Source organism: Serratia sp. TMDUHS_CL (genome assembly GCF_037137105.1).
Lineage (GTDB): Bacteria > Pseudomonadota > Gammaproteobacteria > Enterobacterales > Enterobacteriaceae > Serratia > Serratia nevei.
The window spans coordinates 61764-78685 of the sequence record NZ_JBBBDV010000018.1 but is presented as its reverse complement, the minus strand read 5'-3'; the positions used below and the strand labels follow the sequence as shown (position 1 = coordinate 78685).

General features: G+C 62.5%; 17 protein-coding genes. 9 read left to right on the top strand and 8 right to left on the bottom strand.

Features of this window, described 5'->3' with window-relative positions:
• Window positions 1-4 precede the first annotated feature (4 nt).
• The 3 genes from WCL58_RS23900 (at window position 5) to WCL58_RS23890 (ending at window position 2045) form a co-directional block, all read left to right on the top strand.
• Window positions 5-895 carry a LysR family transcriptional regulator gene (locus tag WCL58_RS23900; protein WP_060440030.1) on the top strand — a complete coding sequence of 297 codons (891 nt, stop codon included), beginning with the start codon at window positions 5-7 and terminating at the stop codon, window positions 893-895.
• Window position 896: 1 nt separating this feature from the next.
• A complete protein-coding gene (locus WCL58_RS23895) occupies window positions 897-1586 on the top strand; it encodes an HTH domain-containing protein (RefSeq protein ID WP_197756505.1) in 690 nt (229 codons plus the stop codon).
• Between the two features lie 90 nt (window positions 1587-1676).
• On the top strand, window positions 1677-2045 hold the full coding sequence (locus WCL58_RS23890; protein WP_336851688.1) for a VOC family protein: 369 nt from the start codon (window positions 1677-1679) through the stop codon (window positions 2043-2045).
• On the opposite strand, the gene tus is transcribed toward WCL58_RS23890, so the two are convergent.
• The gene (gene tus, locus WCL58_RS23885; protein ID WP_336851687.1) at window positions 2035-2973 is read right to left on the bottom strand and encodes a DNA replication terminus site-binding protein; all 939 of its coding nucleotides are present in this window, start codon (window positions 2971-2973) and stop codon (window positions 2035-2037) included. The genes WCL58_RS23890 and tus overlap by 11 nt on opposite strands.
• 331 nt (window positions 2974-3304) lie before the next feature.
• On the opposite strand from tus, the gene WCL58_RS23880 reads away from it, so the two are divergent.
• Both WCL58_RS23880 and WCL58_RS23875 read left to right on the top strand, forming a co-directional pair.
• Window positions 3305-5101, top strand: a complete 1797-nt coding sequence (locus WCL58_RS23880; RefSeq protein WP_336851686.1) for a glycoside hydrolase family 3 protein — start codon at window positions 3305-3307, stop codon at window positions 5099-5101.
• A 129-nt stretch (window positions 5102-5230) separates the two neighbouring features.
• Window positions 5231-6517, top strand: a complete 1287-nt coding sequence (locus WCL58_RS23875; protein ID WP_060440027.1) for a glycoside hydrolase family 10 protein — start codon at window positions 5231-5233, stop codon at window positions 6515-6517.
• Between the two features lie 51 nt (window positions 6518-6568).
• On the opposite strand, the gene WCL58_RS23870 is transcribed toward WCL58_RS23875, so the two are convergent.
• Complete coding sequence (locus WCL58_RS23870) at window positions 6569-7837, bottom strand: MFS transporter (protein WP_031300458.1); 1269 nt, start codon at window positions 7835-7837, stop codon at window positions 6569-6571.
• A gap of 147 nt (window positions 7838-7984) precedes the next feature.
• Here WCL58_RS23870 and WCL58_RS23865 point away from each other — a divergent pair, with 147 nt between their 5' ends.
• The 3 genes from WCL58_RS23865 to bioD all read left to right on the top strand — a co-directional run bounded on the left by WCL58_RS23865 (window position 7985) and on the right by bioD (window position 11062).
• Complete coding sequence (locus tag WCL58_RS23865; protein ID WP_047727629.1) at window positions 7985-8875, top strand: LysR family transcriptional regulator; 891 nt, start codon at window positions 7985-7987, stop codon at window positions 8873-8875.
• A 159-nt stretch (window positions 8876-9034) separates the two neighbouring features.
• Window positions 9035-10252 carry a sugar metabolism global transcriptional regulator Mlc gene (gene mlc, locus WCL58_RS23860; RefSeq protein ID WP_060440025.1) on the top strand — a complete coding sequence of 406 codons (1218 nt, stop codon included), beginning with the start codon at window positions 9035-9037 and terminating at the stop codon, window positions 10250-10252.
• A 144-nt stretch (window positions 10253-10396) separates the two neighbouring features.
• A complete protein-coding gene (gene bioD, locus WCL58_RS23855; protein ID WP_049199186.1) occupies window positions 10397-11062 on the top strand; it encodes a dethiobiotin synthase in 666 nt (221 codons plus the stop codon).
• A 6-nt stretch (window positions 11063-11068) separates the two neighbouring features.
• Here the strand turns inward: bioD and WCL58_RS23850 are convergent, their stop codons facing one another.
• Window positions 11069-11536, bottom strand: a complete 468-nt coding sequence (locus WCL58_RS23850; protein ID WP_336851685.1) for a DUF2938 family protein — start codon at window positions 11534-11536, stop codon at window positions 11069-11071.
• Between the two features lie 69 nt (window positions 11537-11605).
• Between WCL58_RS23850 and WCL58_RS23845 the strand changes: the two genes are divergently transcribed.
• Window positions 11606-11998 (top strand): helix-turn-helix domain-containing protein, encoded by a 393-nt coding sequence (locus WCL58_RS23845; RefSeq protein WP_060428154.1) that lies wholly within the window; start codon window positions 11606-11608, stop codon window positions 11996-11998.
• Here the strand turns inward: WCL58_RS23845 and clcB are convergent.
• The 5 genes from clcB to WCL58_RS23820 form a co-directional block, all read right to left on the bottom strand.
• Window positions 11995-13296, bottom strand: a complete 1302-nt coding sequence (gene clcB / locus WCL58_RS23840) for a voltage-gated ClC-type chloride channel ClcB (protein WP_038873948.1) — start codon at window positions 13294-13296, stop codon at window positions 11995-11997. The genes WCL58_RS23845 and clcB overlap by 4 nt on opposite strands.
• A 125-nt stretch (window positions 13297-13421) precedes the next feature.
• On the bottom strand, window positions 13422-14561 hold the full coding sequence (osmV, locus tag WCL58_RS23835) for an osmoprotectant ABC transporter ATP-binding protein OsmV (RefSeq protein WP_336851684.1): 1140 nt from the start codon (window positions 14559-14561) through the stop codon (window positions 13422-13424).
• The gene (gene osmW / locus WCL58_RS23830; protein ID WP_049199194.1) at window positions 14558-15208 is read right to left on the bottom strand and encodes an osmoprotectant ABC transporter permease OsmW; all 651 of its coding nucleotides are present in this window, start codon (window positions 15206-15208) and stop codon (window positions 14558-14560) included. The genes osmV and osmW overlap by 4 nt, the downstream gene beginning before the upstream one ends.
• An 11-nt stretch (window positions 15209-15219) precedes the next feature.
• Window positions 15220-16077, bottom strand: coding sequence for a glycine betaine ABC transporter substrate-binding protein (locus WCL58_RS23825; protein ID WP_204275976.1), 858 nt, complete (start codon window positions 16075-16077; stop codon window positions 15220-15222).
• A 64-nt stretch (window positions 16078-16141) separates the two neighbouring features.
• Entirely contained in the window at window positions 16142-16858 is a 717-nt protein-coding gene (locus tag WCL58_RS23820; protein WP_004938551.1) for an ABC transporter permease, read from the bottom strand.
• Window positions 16859-16922: the final 64 nt, after the last annotated feature.

The window sequence follows — 16922 nt, the reverse complement described above, 5'->3', positions numbered from 1 at the left end:
TGCTATGGGCAAGTTTGCCGATTACGAAACCTATGCCTGCGTTTACGAGAGCGGTTCCTTTACCGCAGCGGCGCGGCGGCTGCACGTGGGGCAGCCGGCGGTCTCGAAAGCGGTGGCGCGGCTGGAACAGCAGCTCGGCACACGCCTGATGCTGCGCTCGACCCACGGCCTGCAGCCGACGGATGCGGGGCAGCAGCTGTATCAACGCACTCGGCGTATCCTGAACGAGCTGGCGGAGACGGAAGCGCTGGTGCAGAACGCCGGCGAAACGCTGAGCGGCCGGCTGCGGGTCGCCTCGGCGGCGGTGTTCGCCCGCATCGTTCCCTTGCCTGATTTGACGGCGTTTATGCGCGCCAACCCGCGTTTGAGCATCGATCTGCTGCTGGATGACGGCAACCTGTCGTTGATTGAAGAGGGCATCGATATTGCCCTGTGTATCGGCGAGCTGGAAGATTCCGGCTTTACCGCCCGTAAACTGGGTGAGGTAAAGCAATGTGTGATCGGCACGCCCGGCTATTTTGCCGCCGCCGGCATGCCGCAGCGGCCGGAAGATCTGTTGCAGCACGAGCTGGTGATTTACCACCGCCGTGGTGGCGGCGAGCACTGGCGCTTCAGCCGCGAAGGAGAACAGCGCGCGCTGCGGCTGCCGGGGCGCATGCGGGTCAATGCGGCGGAGTGCGTGCGCGAGCTGGTGTTGGCGGGATTCGGGCCCACTATCGCCAGCGAAGGCATGTTCCGCAGCGAGCTGCAAAGCGGGGCGGCGATCGCGGCATTAGCGGACTGGCAGCTGCCGCCGCTGGCGCTGTGGGCGGTGTTCCCCGGCGGTCATTTCGTCTCGGCCAAGGCGCGGGCCTTTGCCGACTTTGTCCAAACTGCGTTATGCAGGGAGCCGTGATATGTCGCGCGCACAACGTTTACTCGATCTGATGCAGCTGCTGCGCAGCCACCGTTATCCGGTGGCGGGCCATGCGCTGGCGCAAACGCTGGGCATCAGCATGCGCACGCTGTACCGCGATATCGCTACGCTGCAGCAGCAGGGGGCGGAGATCGTCGGCGAGGCGGGCGTCGGCTATGTGCTGCGGCCCGGCTTTATGCTGCCGCCGCTGATGTTCTCGCAGGCAGAGACAGAGGCGCTGGTGCTGGGGATGCGCTGGGTCAGCCGCCGCGGCGACAGCCAGCTGGCGAGTGCGGCGGGCCAGGCGCTGGCCAAGATCGCCGACGTGCTGCCGCCGGCGCTGCGGGAGGAGCTGGAGGCCAACACGCTGTTGATCGCGCCGGTTCAGGCGCCGCCGGTGGCGGATGTGATGCGGGTGCTGATCCGTGACACCATCCGCCGCGAGCGCAAGCTGCATATCGACTATCTCGATCTGGCGGGGCAGCGCAGCGAACGCCTGCTGTGGCCCTTTGCGCTGGGTTTTTTCGACCAGTTCCAGATGCTGGTCGCCTGGTGCGAGCTGCGCCAGGCGTTTCGCCATTTTCGCCTCGATCGCATTCAGGCCGCTACGCCTTTGGAACAGCGCTATCCGCGCGGCCGGCGGCGGCTGCTGAAAGAGTGGCGCCTCCGCGAGGGCATTGCGGAGCAGTAGCGGCACGCTGCTGCCATAAACTGTCAGTCGCACCCCTTAGTCTGTGCCTATCGGGAACCGGCCGGTTCCCATCACCCAGAGGACAGACCGATGACCCTTCCCAGCATGACCCTGCTTTACGTCGACAACCCGCTGAACAGCGCCGCCTTTTATCAACGTTTACTGGGACAGGCGCCGGTAGAGCTTTCTCCCGGCTTCGCCCTGTTCGTGCTCAACAACGGCTTCAAGCTGGGGATGTGGGCCAAGCAGGGGGTAAAACCTACGGCTACCCTGACCGGCGGCGGCGGTGAACTGGGCTTTTTGTGCCAGGATCCGCAAGAGGTCGAGGCGCGCTATAACCAGTGGCGCGAACTCGGGCTGCCGATTGAGCAAGCGCCGACCGAGATGGAATTCGGCTACACCTTCGTGGCGCGAGATCCGGACGGCCATCGCCTGCGGGTGTATGCCCTCAGCGAGTAGCGTCGTCGGTATACAGGTGCAGACGCGGCACCAGCAGCCGCAGCGGCCGGGCGTCGGGTTTGTAGCGGTGCTTCACCGCGTCGGCATCGTAGTTGAGCAGTTCGCCAATCTTCGGCACTGTGGCGCCGCTCTCGGCCTGACACAGGGCGATCAGCGGCAGCGGGCAGGGGTGTTGCACCTGTTTTTGCTGCTGCTGATACCACACTCGGGCGATTGGCTGCACTTTGACCGGCCGCTTGATTTTCAGCGTCGCGTGCTGCGGCAGGCGGCTGACGTCGTCTATCTCGCGGCTGACCAGGGCAGCCCACTGTTCACGGCTGTGCGGCGGCACTGCACGGCCGGCTTTCAGGCTTTTCTCCAGCTGCGCCAGGATGTCGTCCCGCTTGACGTTTTTGATGATGTGCTTGTTGGCCCAGCCGAAGCGCACGGAGTCGGGATTGGTCAGGGCGGTGAGGGTGCGATAGGCGCTGAGGGTAATCAGCCCGTGCAGATGGGTGTGCACGAACTCGAAACGCTGCTCCGGCGCCAGGCCGGAATCGACGGTGATAATCTGTTCCAGTTCGCCCTTCAGTCGGTTGATGAGCGCCAGCTGCGTTTGCAGCGCCTGATACTCCGGCTGCTCCACCGCCAGACAGATGACGCCGGGCAGGCGCACGGCGGCCTTGCTGCTGACATTCTCCCGGTTATGGTGGATGAATAGCCGCTGATAATGCTCCAGCGCCAGATCGCGCGCCGCTTGCCCCACATGTTGTTCGACCGCGATATGCGAGATAGCCTGATGCTCCTGACCTTTTTCAACCTCCGGCAGGCTGAACACCCGCGCCGCCAGCAACCGCAGCGGGGCGATCTGCTGCTGCAGCGCGCCGAGCGCCTGCTCCAGCTCGGTAAAGCAGGCGTTCATCCGGCCAATTACATCGTATCTGCTCATCGCATGCTCCTATATTAGTTACAACATACTATAGAAGAGTGGCGAACTGGGGGCAACATCGGCCCCTGAGCCGACGGCAGCTTCACCGGCCACCCGGCTTACCAGCGGAAAATGCGCCATAGCGGCCTCTACGGCAGGGCACGTAATACACCCGGTATGCGTAGTGTTTTGATTCATTGATGGATTTTCTCCTGTTTGTTTGCGTTTTGTTTAATCCATTTTCCGATCGCCGTTGTCCAATCACTGGAACAAACAGAATGGCAGGACGCTATGAGCCCTTGGGGTTATCTTTTCTTCTGTCATTAACGGGTGCTTTAAACGGAGGTTCACTGTGGATATTAAACAGAAAGTCAAAAACATGACGCTGGAAGAGAAGATCGGGCAAAAAATCATGCTGGATTTTCGCTACTGGGATCGGAACGGTAGCAGCAATCAGGATATGACCGTCCCCGATGAAGCCATTGGCAAGCTGATCGCCGATAACCACGTGGGTGGGGTGATCCTGTTCGCCAATAATCTGAAAGACAAGCAGCAGATCAACACGTTGACGGCCTGGTATGCCGCGATGAAAACCCACGCGGGCATTCGTTTGTTTATCGGCACGGATAACGAAGGCGGTAACGTTTTCCGGCTGCCGCGCGGCGACTATGCCTCATTCCCCGGCAATATGGCGCTGGCGGCGGCGATTGAAGGGGGAGCGGATGAACAGCTCGCCGTTGAACAGGGCAAGCTGATGGCTCAGGATATGCGCGCGTTGCATATCAATACCAACTTTGCCCCGGTCGTGGATGTCAACACCAACCCGTTCAACCCGGTGATTAACGTTCGCGCCTTCAGCGATGATAAGAACACCGTTTCTCGTCTGGCAGAGAAAATGGTGGCGGGCATGAAACACCAGGGGCTGATCACCGCGTATAAGCACTTCCCCGGCCATGGCAGCACCTCCACCGACTCACATACCGGCCTGCCGCGCGTCGATCGCACGCGGGAAGAGGCCTTTGCCATCGATATCGCCCCTTACAAGCAGGCCATCGATCGCTGCGTGGCGCCGGACATGGTCATGACCGCGCATATTCAGTATCCGGCATTGGATAACCGCCAGATAGATACCCGCAGCGGTGAAAAAATCACGGTGCCGGCCACCATGTCGCATGAAATTCAGACCCAGATCCTGCGCAATGAATTGGGGTATGCGGGCGTAACGATTTCAGATGCGCTGGATATGGGCGCGATTGCCGAGCATTTCAGCCAGCAAGCGGCGGCTGAAAACGTCTTTGCCGCCGGGGTGGATATTGCTTTGATGCCTGTCAGCATCGCCTCGCCGGCCCAGGCCAGCCAGCTGCCGGCGTTGATCCGGTACCTTGCGGGCAGAGTGAAAACGGGGCATCTCAGCGAGGCCGATATCGATGCCTCGGTCGAGCGAATTTTGCGCCTGAAATTACGCCATAGCCTGATGGGCCATAGCGATAGGCCGTGTTCCAACGACGTTGCGTCGTCAGCGCACAAGCTGGAAAAACGCATCGCCGATCGTTCCATTACCGTGGTGATCAACCGCCACAGCCTGTTGCCGTTAAAGGACAAGGCGCTGCGCTACTTTATTCTGACGCCGTGGGGCGAGCAAGCCAGCGGCATTGCGCGCGTGATGGCGCAGGAGGGGTATCAGAACGTCGTTGCCGCGAAGGAAACGGAGCTGAGCGACGCCCAGGTTAGGGAACATATTGCCGGCTGCGACGTGTTCTTGCTCGGAACCCTATCAACCCGCTTTACGCCGGCTGAACAGGATGGGGTCGTTACCTCCGCAACCGGAGCGAGCAATGACAGCAGCCCTTATCCGGGCTGGTTGAAATACGCCGCCGAGCAGGGGAAGAAACGCGTTCACCTCTCACTGCGCGCACCTTACGATATCGTGAACTATGCCGCCGAGGTGGAGGCGGCCGTCGCCACCTATTCCTATTACGGCTATGACAGCGGCGTGTGGCGTGGGCCTTCGATGGTCTCTTTGGCGCAGGTGCTGACGGGTAAAATCAAACCGCAGGGCAAATTGCCGGTCAACACCTGGCATGACTACGATGTGGAAACCAATACGGGCAAGGTGGCGTTCCCTCGCGGCACGGGGCTGAGCTGGTAATGGGATAAGGACACCGGCGTCGTCTGAACAGGGCGACGCCGGCAGCGAAATAGCACTGACAAATCGGGGCGTTTCTTGCTCTGCACGCAACGACATGGGATAACCGTCACTCACGGAAGGAGAACCAGAATGCCGACAGGCGCAACAAAATTAGGCGGATGGCTGTTGATGGCCGCCATGCTGGGCGTGAGCGGGTGCGCCAAGCCGCCCGAACCGGAGAAGCCCCCGCAACCGACGCCGCCGATAACACCGATGCGGGGCATCTGGCTGGCCACGGTCATTGGCCTGGATTGGCCGCCGGCGGCCTCCCTGAAAGCGGAAACCGCGCAAGAGCGGGTTCGCCTGCAGAAACAGGGGCTGACGGACGCGCTGGACGAGATGGTGAAAACCGGGATTAACGCGGTGTATTTTCAGGTTAAACCGGACGGCACGGCCCTGTGGCGCTCAAATATCTTGCCCTGGTCAGAAGTCTTGACCGGCACCGTGGGCCAGGATCCGGGTTACGATCCGCTGGCCTTTATGCTGCAAGAAGCGCACCGCCGCGGCATCAAAGTGCATGCCTGGCTGAATCCCTATCGGGTTTCTATGAATACCCGCCCACAAACGATTGACGCACTTAATCATACGCTGCAGTCGCCGCCGGCCAGCGTCTATGCGCTGCATCCCGACTGGATTCGCACCGCCAACGAGCGCTTCGTGCTCGATCCCGGTCTGCCCGACGTGCGCAACTGGATCACCAGCGTGGTGACCGAAATTGTCAAAAACTATGAGGTCGACGGCATTCAGTTTGACGATTATTTCTATTACGAAACGCCGCAATCGCCGCTGGATGATGAACGAACGTATCGCGCATACGGCAAAGGGTTTGCAGACAAAGCCGCCTGGCGCAGGGACAACACGCTGCAATTGATAAAACAGGTTTCAGCCACCGTCCGAGCATTGAAGCCCGCGGTGGCGTTTGGCGTCAGCCCGGCGGGCGTCTGGCGAAACCAGGCGGACGATCCTGCCGGCTCGGCGACGCGGGCCGGCGCGCCATCGTACGATACGGCCTATGCCGATACGCGCCAGTGGGTCAAACTGGGGCTGCTCGATTACATCGCGCCGCAGCTGTATTGGCCTTTTGATCGTGAAATTGTCCGTTACGACGTGCTGGCCCACTGGTGGGCCGAGGTGGTGAAAGGCACGCCGGTTCGGCTCTATGCCGGGGTGGCGTTGTATAAAGTGGGTACGCCTGCGGCTAGCGAGCCGGCCTGGACCGTCGACGGCGGCGTTCCCGAGCTGAAAAGGCAGCTGGATCTCAACGAGAGCCTGCCGGGAATGGGGGGAACCATTCTGTTCCGGCAACGTTATTTGACTGAGCCGCAAACGGACAAGGCGGTGGAGTACCTGCGCACCCGCTGGAAAACCGGTCAATAATCACAGGCACTGACATGACGAGCCGCGGCAAACCACCGCGGCTTTTTCTTTTCAGAGGCGGGCCGCTTCCGGCAGGCGTTTCAGGTAATGCACCACCAACAGCGCCAGCAGCAGCATCAGGCTGATGAACGCCGCCACGCCATTCCAGCCGAAGCTGTGCCAGAACACGCCGCCGAGGGTGCCGGCTACGCTGGAGCCAACGTAATAACAGAACAGATACAGCGACGACGCCTGGCCTTTGGCGCGGCGCGCACGGCGGCCGATCCAACTGCTGGCCACCGAGTGGGCGGCGAAGAAACCGGCGGTGAACAGCATCATGCCGATAAAGATAGCCGGCACCTGCGGCAGCGCGGTAATCAGAATCCCGATCAGCATAATCACGATCGAGGCCAGCAGCACCGGGCCGCGCCCGAAGCGCGAGGTGAGCGCGCCGGCCTTGGGCGAGCTGTAGGAGCCGGTGAGGTATACCACCGACAGCAGGCCGACAATCGCCTGGCTCAGGTGGTAAGGATCCGCCAGCAGGCGATAGCCGATGTAGTTGAACAGGGTGACGAAGCTGCCCATCAGCAGGAACCCTTCCGCGAACAGCAGCGGCAGGCCCTTATCGTGCCAATGCAGCTTGAAGTTGATCAGCAGGGTGCGCGGGCGCAGCGAGCTGGCGCGAAAATGCCGCGAGGCGGGCAGGATGCGCCAGAACATGCAGGCGGCGGCGAGGGCGAACAGGCCGATGACCCCGAGCGATACGCGCCAGGAGAAGAAGTCGGTCAACACCCCGGTCACCAGGCGGCCGCTCATGCCGCCGATTGAGTTGCCGCTGATATACAGCCCCATTGAGAAGGCGACGAAGCTGGGGTGGATCTCTTCGCTGAGGTAGGTCATGCCGACCGCCGCCACGCCGCTCAGCGACAGGCCGATCAGCGCGCGCATCAGCAAAATGCCGTGCCAGCTGGTCATAAAGGCGCAGATCAGCGTGCAGACCGCCGCCAACAGCAGCGCCACCACCATCACCGACTTGCGGCCAATGGCGTCGGACAGCGGCCCGGTGAACATCAGGCCGATCGCCAGCAGACCGGTGGAGACCGAAAGCGACAGGCTGCTTTCCGCCGGCGATACGCCGAAATCTTGCGACAGCACCGGCAGAATCGGCTGCACGCAGTAGAGCAGCGCGAAGGTCGCCAGCCCGGCGGAAAACAGCGCCAGCGTCACGCGCATAAACTGCGGTGTGCCGCGTTCGATATAGGGGAGTTTGTTGTTGAGGGTGGAACGTTTTACTTTTGGCGCAGCGGCCGCGTCATCGTTGGCGGCCAGCGTCGACGGCATCGCGGCCGCAGAACGCACAGGGGTTGTCACAGCGTTTCCTTACCGAACTTCGGGGAGATAAACAGACACTTTACAGATAACAAAATGATAGGGAGCGGCGAATTTTTTGTCTAATATATTAATAATTCAAATTAAGACGTTTTAAATATGAATATCGAATTGAGACACCTGCGTTACTTTATCGCCGTGGCGGAGGAGCTGCATTTTGGCCGCGCCGCCGAACGGCTGCGGATCTCCCAGCCGCCGCTCAGCCAGCAAATCCAGGCGTTGGAAGAGATGGTCGGCGCGCGGCTGCTGGCGCGCAACAACCGCAACGTCAGTTTGACCCAGGCCGGGGAGATGTTCCTCAAAGAAGCCTATCAGGTGCTCGATCAGGTCGGACGGGCGGCGGAAAAGGCGGCGCGTCTGGATCGCGGCGAGCTGGGGGAAATGACCATCGGCTTTACCTCTTCCGCGCCCTTCATCGGCGTGGTGTCGCGCAGCCTGCGCGCTTTCCGTCAGCAGTCTCCGCAGGTGCATATCAAAATGCGCGAAATCAACACCAAACAGCAGATCGAGCCGTTGCTGAACGGTGAGCTGGATCTGGGGGTAATGCGCAACACGCGGCTGCCGGAGGCGCTCCACTACCAGCTGCTGCTGCGCGAACCGCTGGTGGCGGTGGTGCCGGAAGGGCATCCGCTGGCGGAAACGCCCGGCGGCGCGCTGCGTTTCCAACATCTGGCGCAGGAGCCGTTCGTGTTCTTCTCGCGCGAAGTGGGCACCGCGCTGTACGACGAAATACTGCTGTTGCTCGGCAAGGCAGGCATTACCCCGTACATCACCCAGGAAGTGGGGGAAGCGATGACCATCATCGGGCTGGTCTCCGCCGGGTTAGGGGTGTCGATTCTGCCGGCCTCATTTGCCCGGGTGCGGGTGGACGGCGTGCGCTATTTGCCGCTGGCGGAGCCGGACGCCACCACCGAAGTGTGGCTGGTGCATCACCGCCGGCGGCCGCTGACCGCCGCCGCGCAGGCGCTGATGGCGTTGATGCTGAAATGACGTTGAGCTTGGGCAAATAAAAATCAATTCACGCTGAAATTGCGAGGAATTTGTGCAGCAAATCACATAACGAATCAAATAGTTGACGCTGTATGACAAAAGCCCCACCATAACCCCTAGTCTTTATTTAGAAGCGCGAAAAATAGTAGGAGCAGGTTTGTGATTGCGGTTGGGCAGCCTGGGCATATCGATCAAATCAAACAGACCAATGCGGGGGCGGTTTATCGGCTAATCGATCAACTGGGCCCGATTTCGCGCATCGAACTGTCAAAACGCGCGCAGCTGGCGCCCGCCAGCATCACCAAGATCGTGCGCGAACTGCTGGAAGCCCATCTGGTCAAGGAAACCGAGTACCAGGAAATCGGCAGCCGGGGCCGCCCGGCGGTGGGGCTGGTGCTGGACACCGAGGCCTGGCACTACCTTTCCGCCCGCATCAGCCGCGGCAGCATCACGCTGGCGCTGCGCGATCTCAGCAGCAAACTGGTGGTTGAGGAGCAGCTGCCGCTGGCGGCCGAACACCCTGAACCGTTGCTGAAACGCATCCTGACCGAAGTCGACCAATTCTTTATCCGCCACCAAAGCAAGCTGGAGCGGCTGACGGCGATCGCCATCACGCTGCCGGGCATGATCGACGTGCAGTCCGGCGTGGTGCATCGCATGCCGTTTTACGACGCGCTGGAGATGCCGCTCGGTCCGGCATTGGAAACCCGCACCGGCCTGCCGGTTTACCTGCAGCACGATATCAGCGCCTGGACCATGGCCGAGGCGCTGTACGGCGCCTCGCGCGGCAGCCAGAACGTCATTCAGGTGGTGATCGACCACAACGTCGGTGCCGGGGTGATCACCGGTGGCCATGTGCTGCACGCCGGCAGCCACAGCGTGGTGGAGATCGGCCACACCCAGGTCGATCCCTACGGCAAACGCTGCTACTGCGGCAACCACGGCTGTCTCGAAACCGTGGCCAGCATCGAAAACATGCTGGAGATCGCCCAGCAGCGGCTGAGCGGCTCGATGAGCTCCAGCCTGCACGGCGCGCCGCTGACCGTCGAATCGCTGTGCGACGCCGCGCTGGCGGGCGATCAGCTGGCGCGGGACATCATTCTCGGCGTTGGGCACAGCGTGGGGCGCATTCTGGCAATCATGGTCAATCTGTTCAATCCGGAGAAGATCCTGGTGGGCTCGCCGCTCAACCGCGCGGCGGAGATCCTGCACCCGGCCATCGCCTCCTGCATTCGCCAGCAGGCGCTGCCGGCCTACAGCGAGCAGGTCAAGGTCGAATCCACGCAGTTCTTCAATCAGGGCACCATGCCCGGCGCGGCGCTGGTGAAAGAGGCGCTGTACAACGGTTCGTTGCTGGTACAGCTGCTGCAGGGCTAACATCAGAACTTCTTATTAATTCCGCAAAAGATTGAGCTACCTCAAGCCCCTATGGGGGCGCATCCCCTAGAATTTTTCCGAAAGACTTCTTCGCCGCCGATGCGGCGACACATTGTTAACGGGGCATTCTGGGGCATTTTATTCATGTTGAAGCGTTTATTTGTGACAGGCACGGATACCGACGTCGGTAAAACCGTGGTTTCCCGCGGGTTGATGCAGGCGCTGGCCGCCGAGGGCCGTTCAGTGGCCGGCTACAAGCCGATCGCCGCACGCTGCCAGGAAACCAGCGAGGGCATCCGCAATAAAGACGCTTTGGTGTTGCAGGCATCGTCAACCCTGCCGCTGTCCTACGAGGAGATCAATCCCATCACCTGCCTGGATGAGGTGTTTCACGCGCATGCGACCGAGGACATCAACTATGGCGTGATGAGCAGCGGTCTGCGGGATCTGTCCGCCAAAGCCGACACGGTGGTGGTGGAAGGCAGCGGCGGTTGGCGGGTGCTGATGAACGATCTGCGGCCTTACGCCGAGTGGGTGGTACAGGAACAGCTGCCGGTGGTGCTGGTGGTGGGCATCAAGCTGGGCTGCGTCAGCCACGCACTGCTGACCGCGCAGTCGATCATCAACGACGGCCTGCCGCTGTTGGGTTGGGTGGCCAACCGCATCAACCCGGGGTTGGCGCACTATGCCGAAACCATCGCGGCGCTGCAGCAGCGCATTCCCGCGCCGCTGCTGGGTGAGATTCCCTATTTGCCACGCGCAGAGCAGCGCGAGCTGGCGCACTACCTCGATATTTCCACGCTGCTGTAAGCCTGCTCAGGTGCACAGCGCCGCCAACAGCCGGGCGGCAATCAGCAGGCCCAGCCCATACACCGTGTGGGTGAGCAGGCTGAGGAGCCGCGCTTTTCGCGGGTAGGCGGTTTTCGCCGCCGCCACGCCAAAGCCCAGCGCGGGCTGCATCACCAGAAACGGCGCCGCCAGGCTCAGCCAGCCGCTCAACAGCGCGATGAGCGGCTCCGGCGCCGCATACCACCCGATGCCCGCCAAACCGATCGGGATAAAGGCAAACGCGATGCCGATGGCGTAATGCAATATCCAGCCGATTGTTCTCTCTCCCCGGCGCGGCGGCGCCGTAATGATGGTGGCGTGAAACCAGCGGCCCACCAGCGCATAATCGAGGGAAGGGATGCCGAAGCGCCGCCTCAGCAGCAGCGCCCACAGATCCATGCAGAGGGTGGCGCCAACGCCGGTTAACAGAATGCGCACTAACAGTTCAGGGGTCATAGGGGTGTCCTTGGCTCAGTGACGTGATAATGTGCGCACAGTGTGCAACTTAAAGTCGGCTTCAAGTCAATGGCAAAAGAACTGGATATCGGCACGGTGGCGCGCCTGAGCGGGATCGCGCCTTCCGCGCTGCGGCATTACGAGAAGAAAGGGCTGATCGCGTCGACGGGCCGCCACGGTTTGCGTCGCCAATACGCCGCCGGCGTGCTTGACCAACTGCGGCTGATCGCGCTGGCGCGCCTGGCCGGTTTTACGCTGGACGAGATGAGCGCCTTGTTTGACGAACGGGGCAAGATAGCGCTCGATCGCGGGCTGCTGGCGGCGCGGGCGGATGAGCTGGATCGCCATATCCAGCGCCTGGTGCAGGTGCGCGACGGGCTGCGCCACTTGGTTGATTGCCCTGAACCCGAGCACCTGCAGTGCCCGCAGTTCAGGAAAATCCTGCAGCAGGGCGAGTTCTAAGCCTCGCGTTTGGGTGGCGGCGCCGAATGATACACCGACACCGGCCGCAGGCCGCGCGACACGGTGGTGGCGATCACGCACGAGAGCAGAATGCCGGGCAGCAGGGCGTACTCGCCGGTCATTTCAAACACCATCAGCGCCGCCATGATCGGCGCATGGGTGGTGGCGGCCAGCAGGGTAGCCATGCCGGTCAGCGCCAGCAGCAGCGGCACCGCCGTATCCATGCCCGGCCACAGGCCAAACAGCTGACCGATGATCGAACCGAGCGCGGCGCCGACGAACAGCGTCGGGGTGAAGACCCCGCCCGGCGCGCCCGACCCGCTGCTGGCCAGGATCGCCAACAGTTTGCACACCAGGATCGCCCCCAGCAGCAGCACCCCCGGCGGCGCGATCAGCAGCGCCTGCACCACGCTGTAACCGTTGCCCCATACCTGCGGGAACAGCAGCGAAAGCAGCCCGACGATCAGGCCGCCCAGCGCCAGCTGCAACGGCGGCTTCAACCGCAGCGAGCGGAAGGCATGGCCGGTGGCGGTCATCAGCCATAAAAACAGCGGCCCGCCGGCGCCGGCCACCACGCCGACCAGCGCCATCAGCAGATATTGCGTCGGCAAGGGAGCCGCGAGCGGCGTCACCAGATAGAGCGGCGCCTGGCCGCCGTTGAGCAGGTTGGTCATCAGCAGAGCGCTGACCGCGGCGATCACCACCGGGCCGAGCGAGGCCAGCATCAGGGTGCCGAACAGGATCTCGGCGATAAACAGGCTGCCCGCCAGCGGCGCATGATAGGCGCTGGCCATCCCGGCGGCGGCGGCGCAGGCCACCCACAGTTTCCACTCTTTCTCGTGCGTAAAGCGCTGAGCGAACAGCGAGCCCACCAGCGCTGCCAGCAGGATCATCGCGCCTTCGCGGCCGATGGCGCTGCCGCTCGACACCACCAGCAGCGACGCCAGGCATTTCACCAGGCTGGCGCCGGTGTCCAGCTTGCCGTTGCCGGTCTCGATCGCTTCCATATAGTCGGTGGGCGCCGCCGGGCGCTGGTGGCGGTAGCGCTGGTGAATATACAGCAGAAGGCCCGCCGCCAGGCCGCCCAACGCCGGAGTGAGGGCGCGCCGCCAGCCGGGCAGCGCGGCGGCGGCGGCCACCAGGCTGCCGTCGGCATTGCCGAGCAGCAGCCACTCGAGGCCAATCATCGAACGGTGGAACAGCCACACCGCCAGAGCGGCGGCGACGCCGATGAACACGGCGATAAACAGGCTGCGCAACAGGGCGCGATAGTGGTGCAGGTGGACCAATCTTTTCATGCGTGGGCGGCGTCGTGAGAAAAATCAAAGGGTCATCAGCGCATTGTGCTTGGCGCTCCGGCCGATGACCAGTGAATCTTTAGCAAACTGCGGCGTGGGCGGGGCGGTGAGCGCCCCTGAGTGAGTTATTGCGGCGTCAGCACCCGGCGCGTGCGGCCGGAGCTGAGGTAGTCGGCGATGTAATCCTGCGAGATTTCGCCGCTGTAGCGGCCGTCTTCATCGACGATCGGCATCCAGGAGGTGTTGTGCTCGTACAGCTTCGACAGCACCACGCGCAGGTTCTCCTCCGCACGGGCGGTGACGCGGAAACGGTGCAGACTGTCGGCGCAGACGCCCGGCGCGCCGCGCGCCTCACGGCGTTTGACGTACCCCAGCGGCTTGCCGTCGGCGTCCACCACCGTCACCGAGCGGGCGTCGATATCGTCCATTAACCCAAACGCTTCCACTAGCGGCGTCTCCCGCCGCACCGTCACCGTTTCCTGCCGATCGGCCACGTCGCCGGCCTGCACCAGCAGCAGGCGCTTCAGCGTGCGGTCCTGGCCGACAAAGGAGGCGACGAACTCGTTCGCCGGCCGCGCCAGCAGCTCATCGGCGCTGGCGTTCTGTACGATTTTGCCCTGGCGGAACACCGCGATGCGATCGCCGAGCTTCAGTGCTTCATCGATGTCGTGGCTCACCAGCATCACGGTCTTTTTCAGCTGGCGCTGCATGTCGAGAAACTCGTTCTGGATGGTTTCGCGGTTGATCGGGTCCACCGCGCCGAAGGGTTCATCCATCAGCAGCACCGGCGGATCGGCCGCCAGCGCTCGGATCACGCCGATGCGCTGCTGCTGCCCGCCGGACATCTCTTTCGGGTAGCGGTGCAAAAAGCGCTTGGGATCCAGCGCCACCATGCTCATCAGCTCCTCGGCGCGATCGTGGCAGCGTTTTTTGTCCCAGCCCAGCATGCGCGGCACCACGGTGATGTTCTCTTCGATGGTCATGTTGGGGAACAGACCGATCTGCTGGATGACGTAGCCGATTTTGCGGCGCAGGCTGACGGTATCCAGCGCGCTGGTGTCTTCACCGTTGATCAGAATGGTGCCGCCGGTGGGTTCGATCAGGCGGTTGATCATCTTCAGCGTGGTGGTTTTGCCGCAGCCGGAAGGGCCGAGCAGCACGCAGATTTCGCCTTCCGGTACGTCCAGATTGATGTTGTCGACGGCGTTGAACGGCGTGCCGTTCTTCTGTATGAACTGTTTGGTCAGATTTTCCAATTTAATCATGAGCGGATCCCCTTGGGCGTAAGCGCAATTTGCAAGCGGTGCAATAACCAATCGAGGACGATCGCCAGCAGGCTGATCATCACGGCGCCGGTAATCAACTGGCGGATGTCGCTGCTGCTGATGCCGTTGAGCAGCAGCAGGCCGAGGCCGCCGGCGCCGATCACTGCGGCGATCGCCATCACGCCGATATTCATCACCACGGCGGTACGAATGCCGCCGAAAATCACCGGCAGCGCCACCGGGATCTCTACCCAGCGCAGGCGTTGCCAGAACGTCATGCCGATGCCGCGGCCGGCTTCGCGCAGCCCGCCGGGCAGGTTGTCGAGCGCGGTGTGGGTGTTGCGCACGATCGGCAGCAGCGAGTAGAGGAACACCGCGGTGATCGCCGGCACGTAGCCGATGCCGTGGCCAATTAAGGAAAACAGCGGGATCATCAGCCCGAACAGGGCGATGGAGGGCACGGTCAGCACCAGCGTGGCCAGGCTCAGCACCGGCGTCGCCAGCCATTTGTGGCGGACGATCAGCACGCCGAGCGGTACGCCGATCAGGATCGCCAGGCCGACGGCGACGCCGACCAGCAGCAGGTGCTCCAGCGTCAATCCGGCGATATAGGCCCAGTTTTGCCAGGCGTAAAGTACAGTATTCATCACATGCCTCCCTAAATCAGGCCGCGCTGCTTGAGGAACGCGTCGGCGACCTGTTGCGGCGTCTGGTAGTCGATATCCACCCTGGCGTTAAGCTCGGTGATCACCTGATTGTTGAACTGTTTCGACAGCGTGTTCAGCGCCGCTTCCAGCCCCGGCGTGTTTTGCAACACGTCGGCACGCACCACCGGCGTGACCGCATAGCTCGGGAAATAGCCCTTGTCGTCTTCGAGCACCTGCAGATCGAAGCCTTTCACCCGGCCGTCGGTGGTGTACACCAGCCCGGCATCGACGAAGCCGTCGCGGATGGCGTTGTAAACCAGGCCGGGGTCCATTTGGCGGATTTGCGGACGATCGAGCGGCATGTCGTACAGCGCCTGCATCGGCTTCAGGCCGTCCGAGCGGCCGGCAAACTCCAGATCCAGCCCCAGCAGCCAGTTGTGTTTCGGGTCGGTTTTACGCACCTGTTCCACTTTGGCCACCAGCTGCGACATGGTGCGAATCTGCTCTTTTTCCGCGCGCTGGCGCTGCATGGCGAAGGCGTAGGTGTTGTTCATGTCCGCCGGCTGCAGCCACACCAGGCCGAGTTTGGCGTCGAGCTTTTTCACCGTGTCGTAAGTTTCCTGCGGCGTCATGCGCTTATTGATGTGGTTAAAGATGATCAGCGAGGTGCCGGTGTATTCCCAGGTCATGTCGATCTGTTTGTTGATCATGGCGTTGCGGGTGATCACCGTGGCCAGATTGGTCTTGGGTTCGACCTGAAAACCTTTGGCCCGCAGGTATTGCACGGTGATCGCCGACAGAATGCGCTGTTCGGTAAAGTTCTTGCTCGCCAGCGTGAGCGGGGCGGCCCAGGCGGCCGCGCCGGTCATCAGCAAAGAGAACAGCAGCGCGTGGCGGAGGCGTTGTAACCATCGAGTCATCGCGTTTCTCCCATCAGGATGCGGTGTGCGGGCTGAGCCGGCGGCCGAGACCGGCCAGCGCCAGATCCAGCAGCAGGGCGATCAGCGCGGTGGCGGCGGCGCCGAGGATCAGCGTCGGGAAGTCGTTCAGGTAGATGCCGGGGAAGATCAGCTCGCCGTAGCTGCTGGCGCCGATCAAAAACGCCAGCGGCGCGGTGCCGACGTTGATCGCCATCGCGATGCGCACCCCGGCGAAGATCACCGGCAGCGCGTTGGGCAGTTCGACCTGGCGCAGCCGCTGCCCGGCGGTCATGCCAATACCGTTGGCGGCCTCGACCAGCGCCGGCGGCACCGAACGCAGGCCGGCATAGGTATTGCGCACGATGGGCAGCAGCGAGGCGAGGAACAGCGCCACCACCGCCGGCCGGTCGCCGATGCCGATAATCACCATCGCCAGCGCCAGCACCGCCAGCGGCGGCAGGGTGTTGCCGACGTTAAAGATCTGCATCACGTGCTCCGCCCAGCGGCGGGCGAAGGGGCGGCTCAGCAGGATGCCGCTGGGAATGCCGACCAGCAGCGACAGCAGCATGGAACACACCACCAGGAACATGTGCTGCTGGCCGAGGTAAATCAAATCTTCCCGGCGCGACTTAAGGGTTTCCCAACCGATGCCGTAAACCAGCAGCGCGATGACGGCGATAAACAGCAGGCTCCCGAGGAGCAGGCGCCGGTATGGCGCTGACTTGTGCATGATGTTGCGTCCTCCGTTGCGCGGAGCGGCCGATGAGACGGCGCATTCCGCTCTGATTGTTACC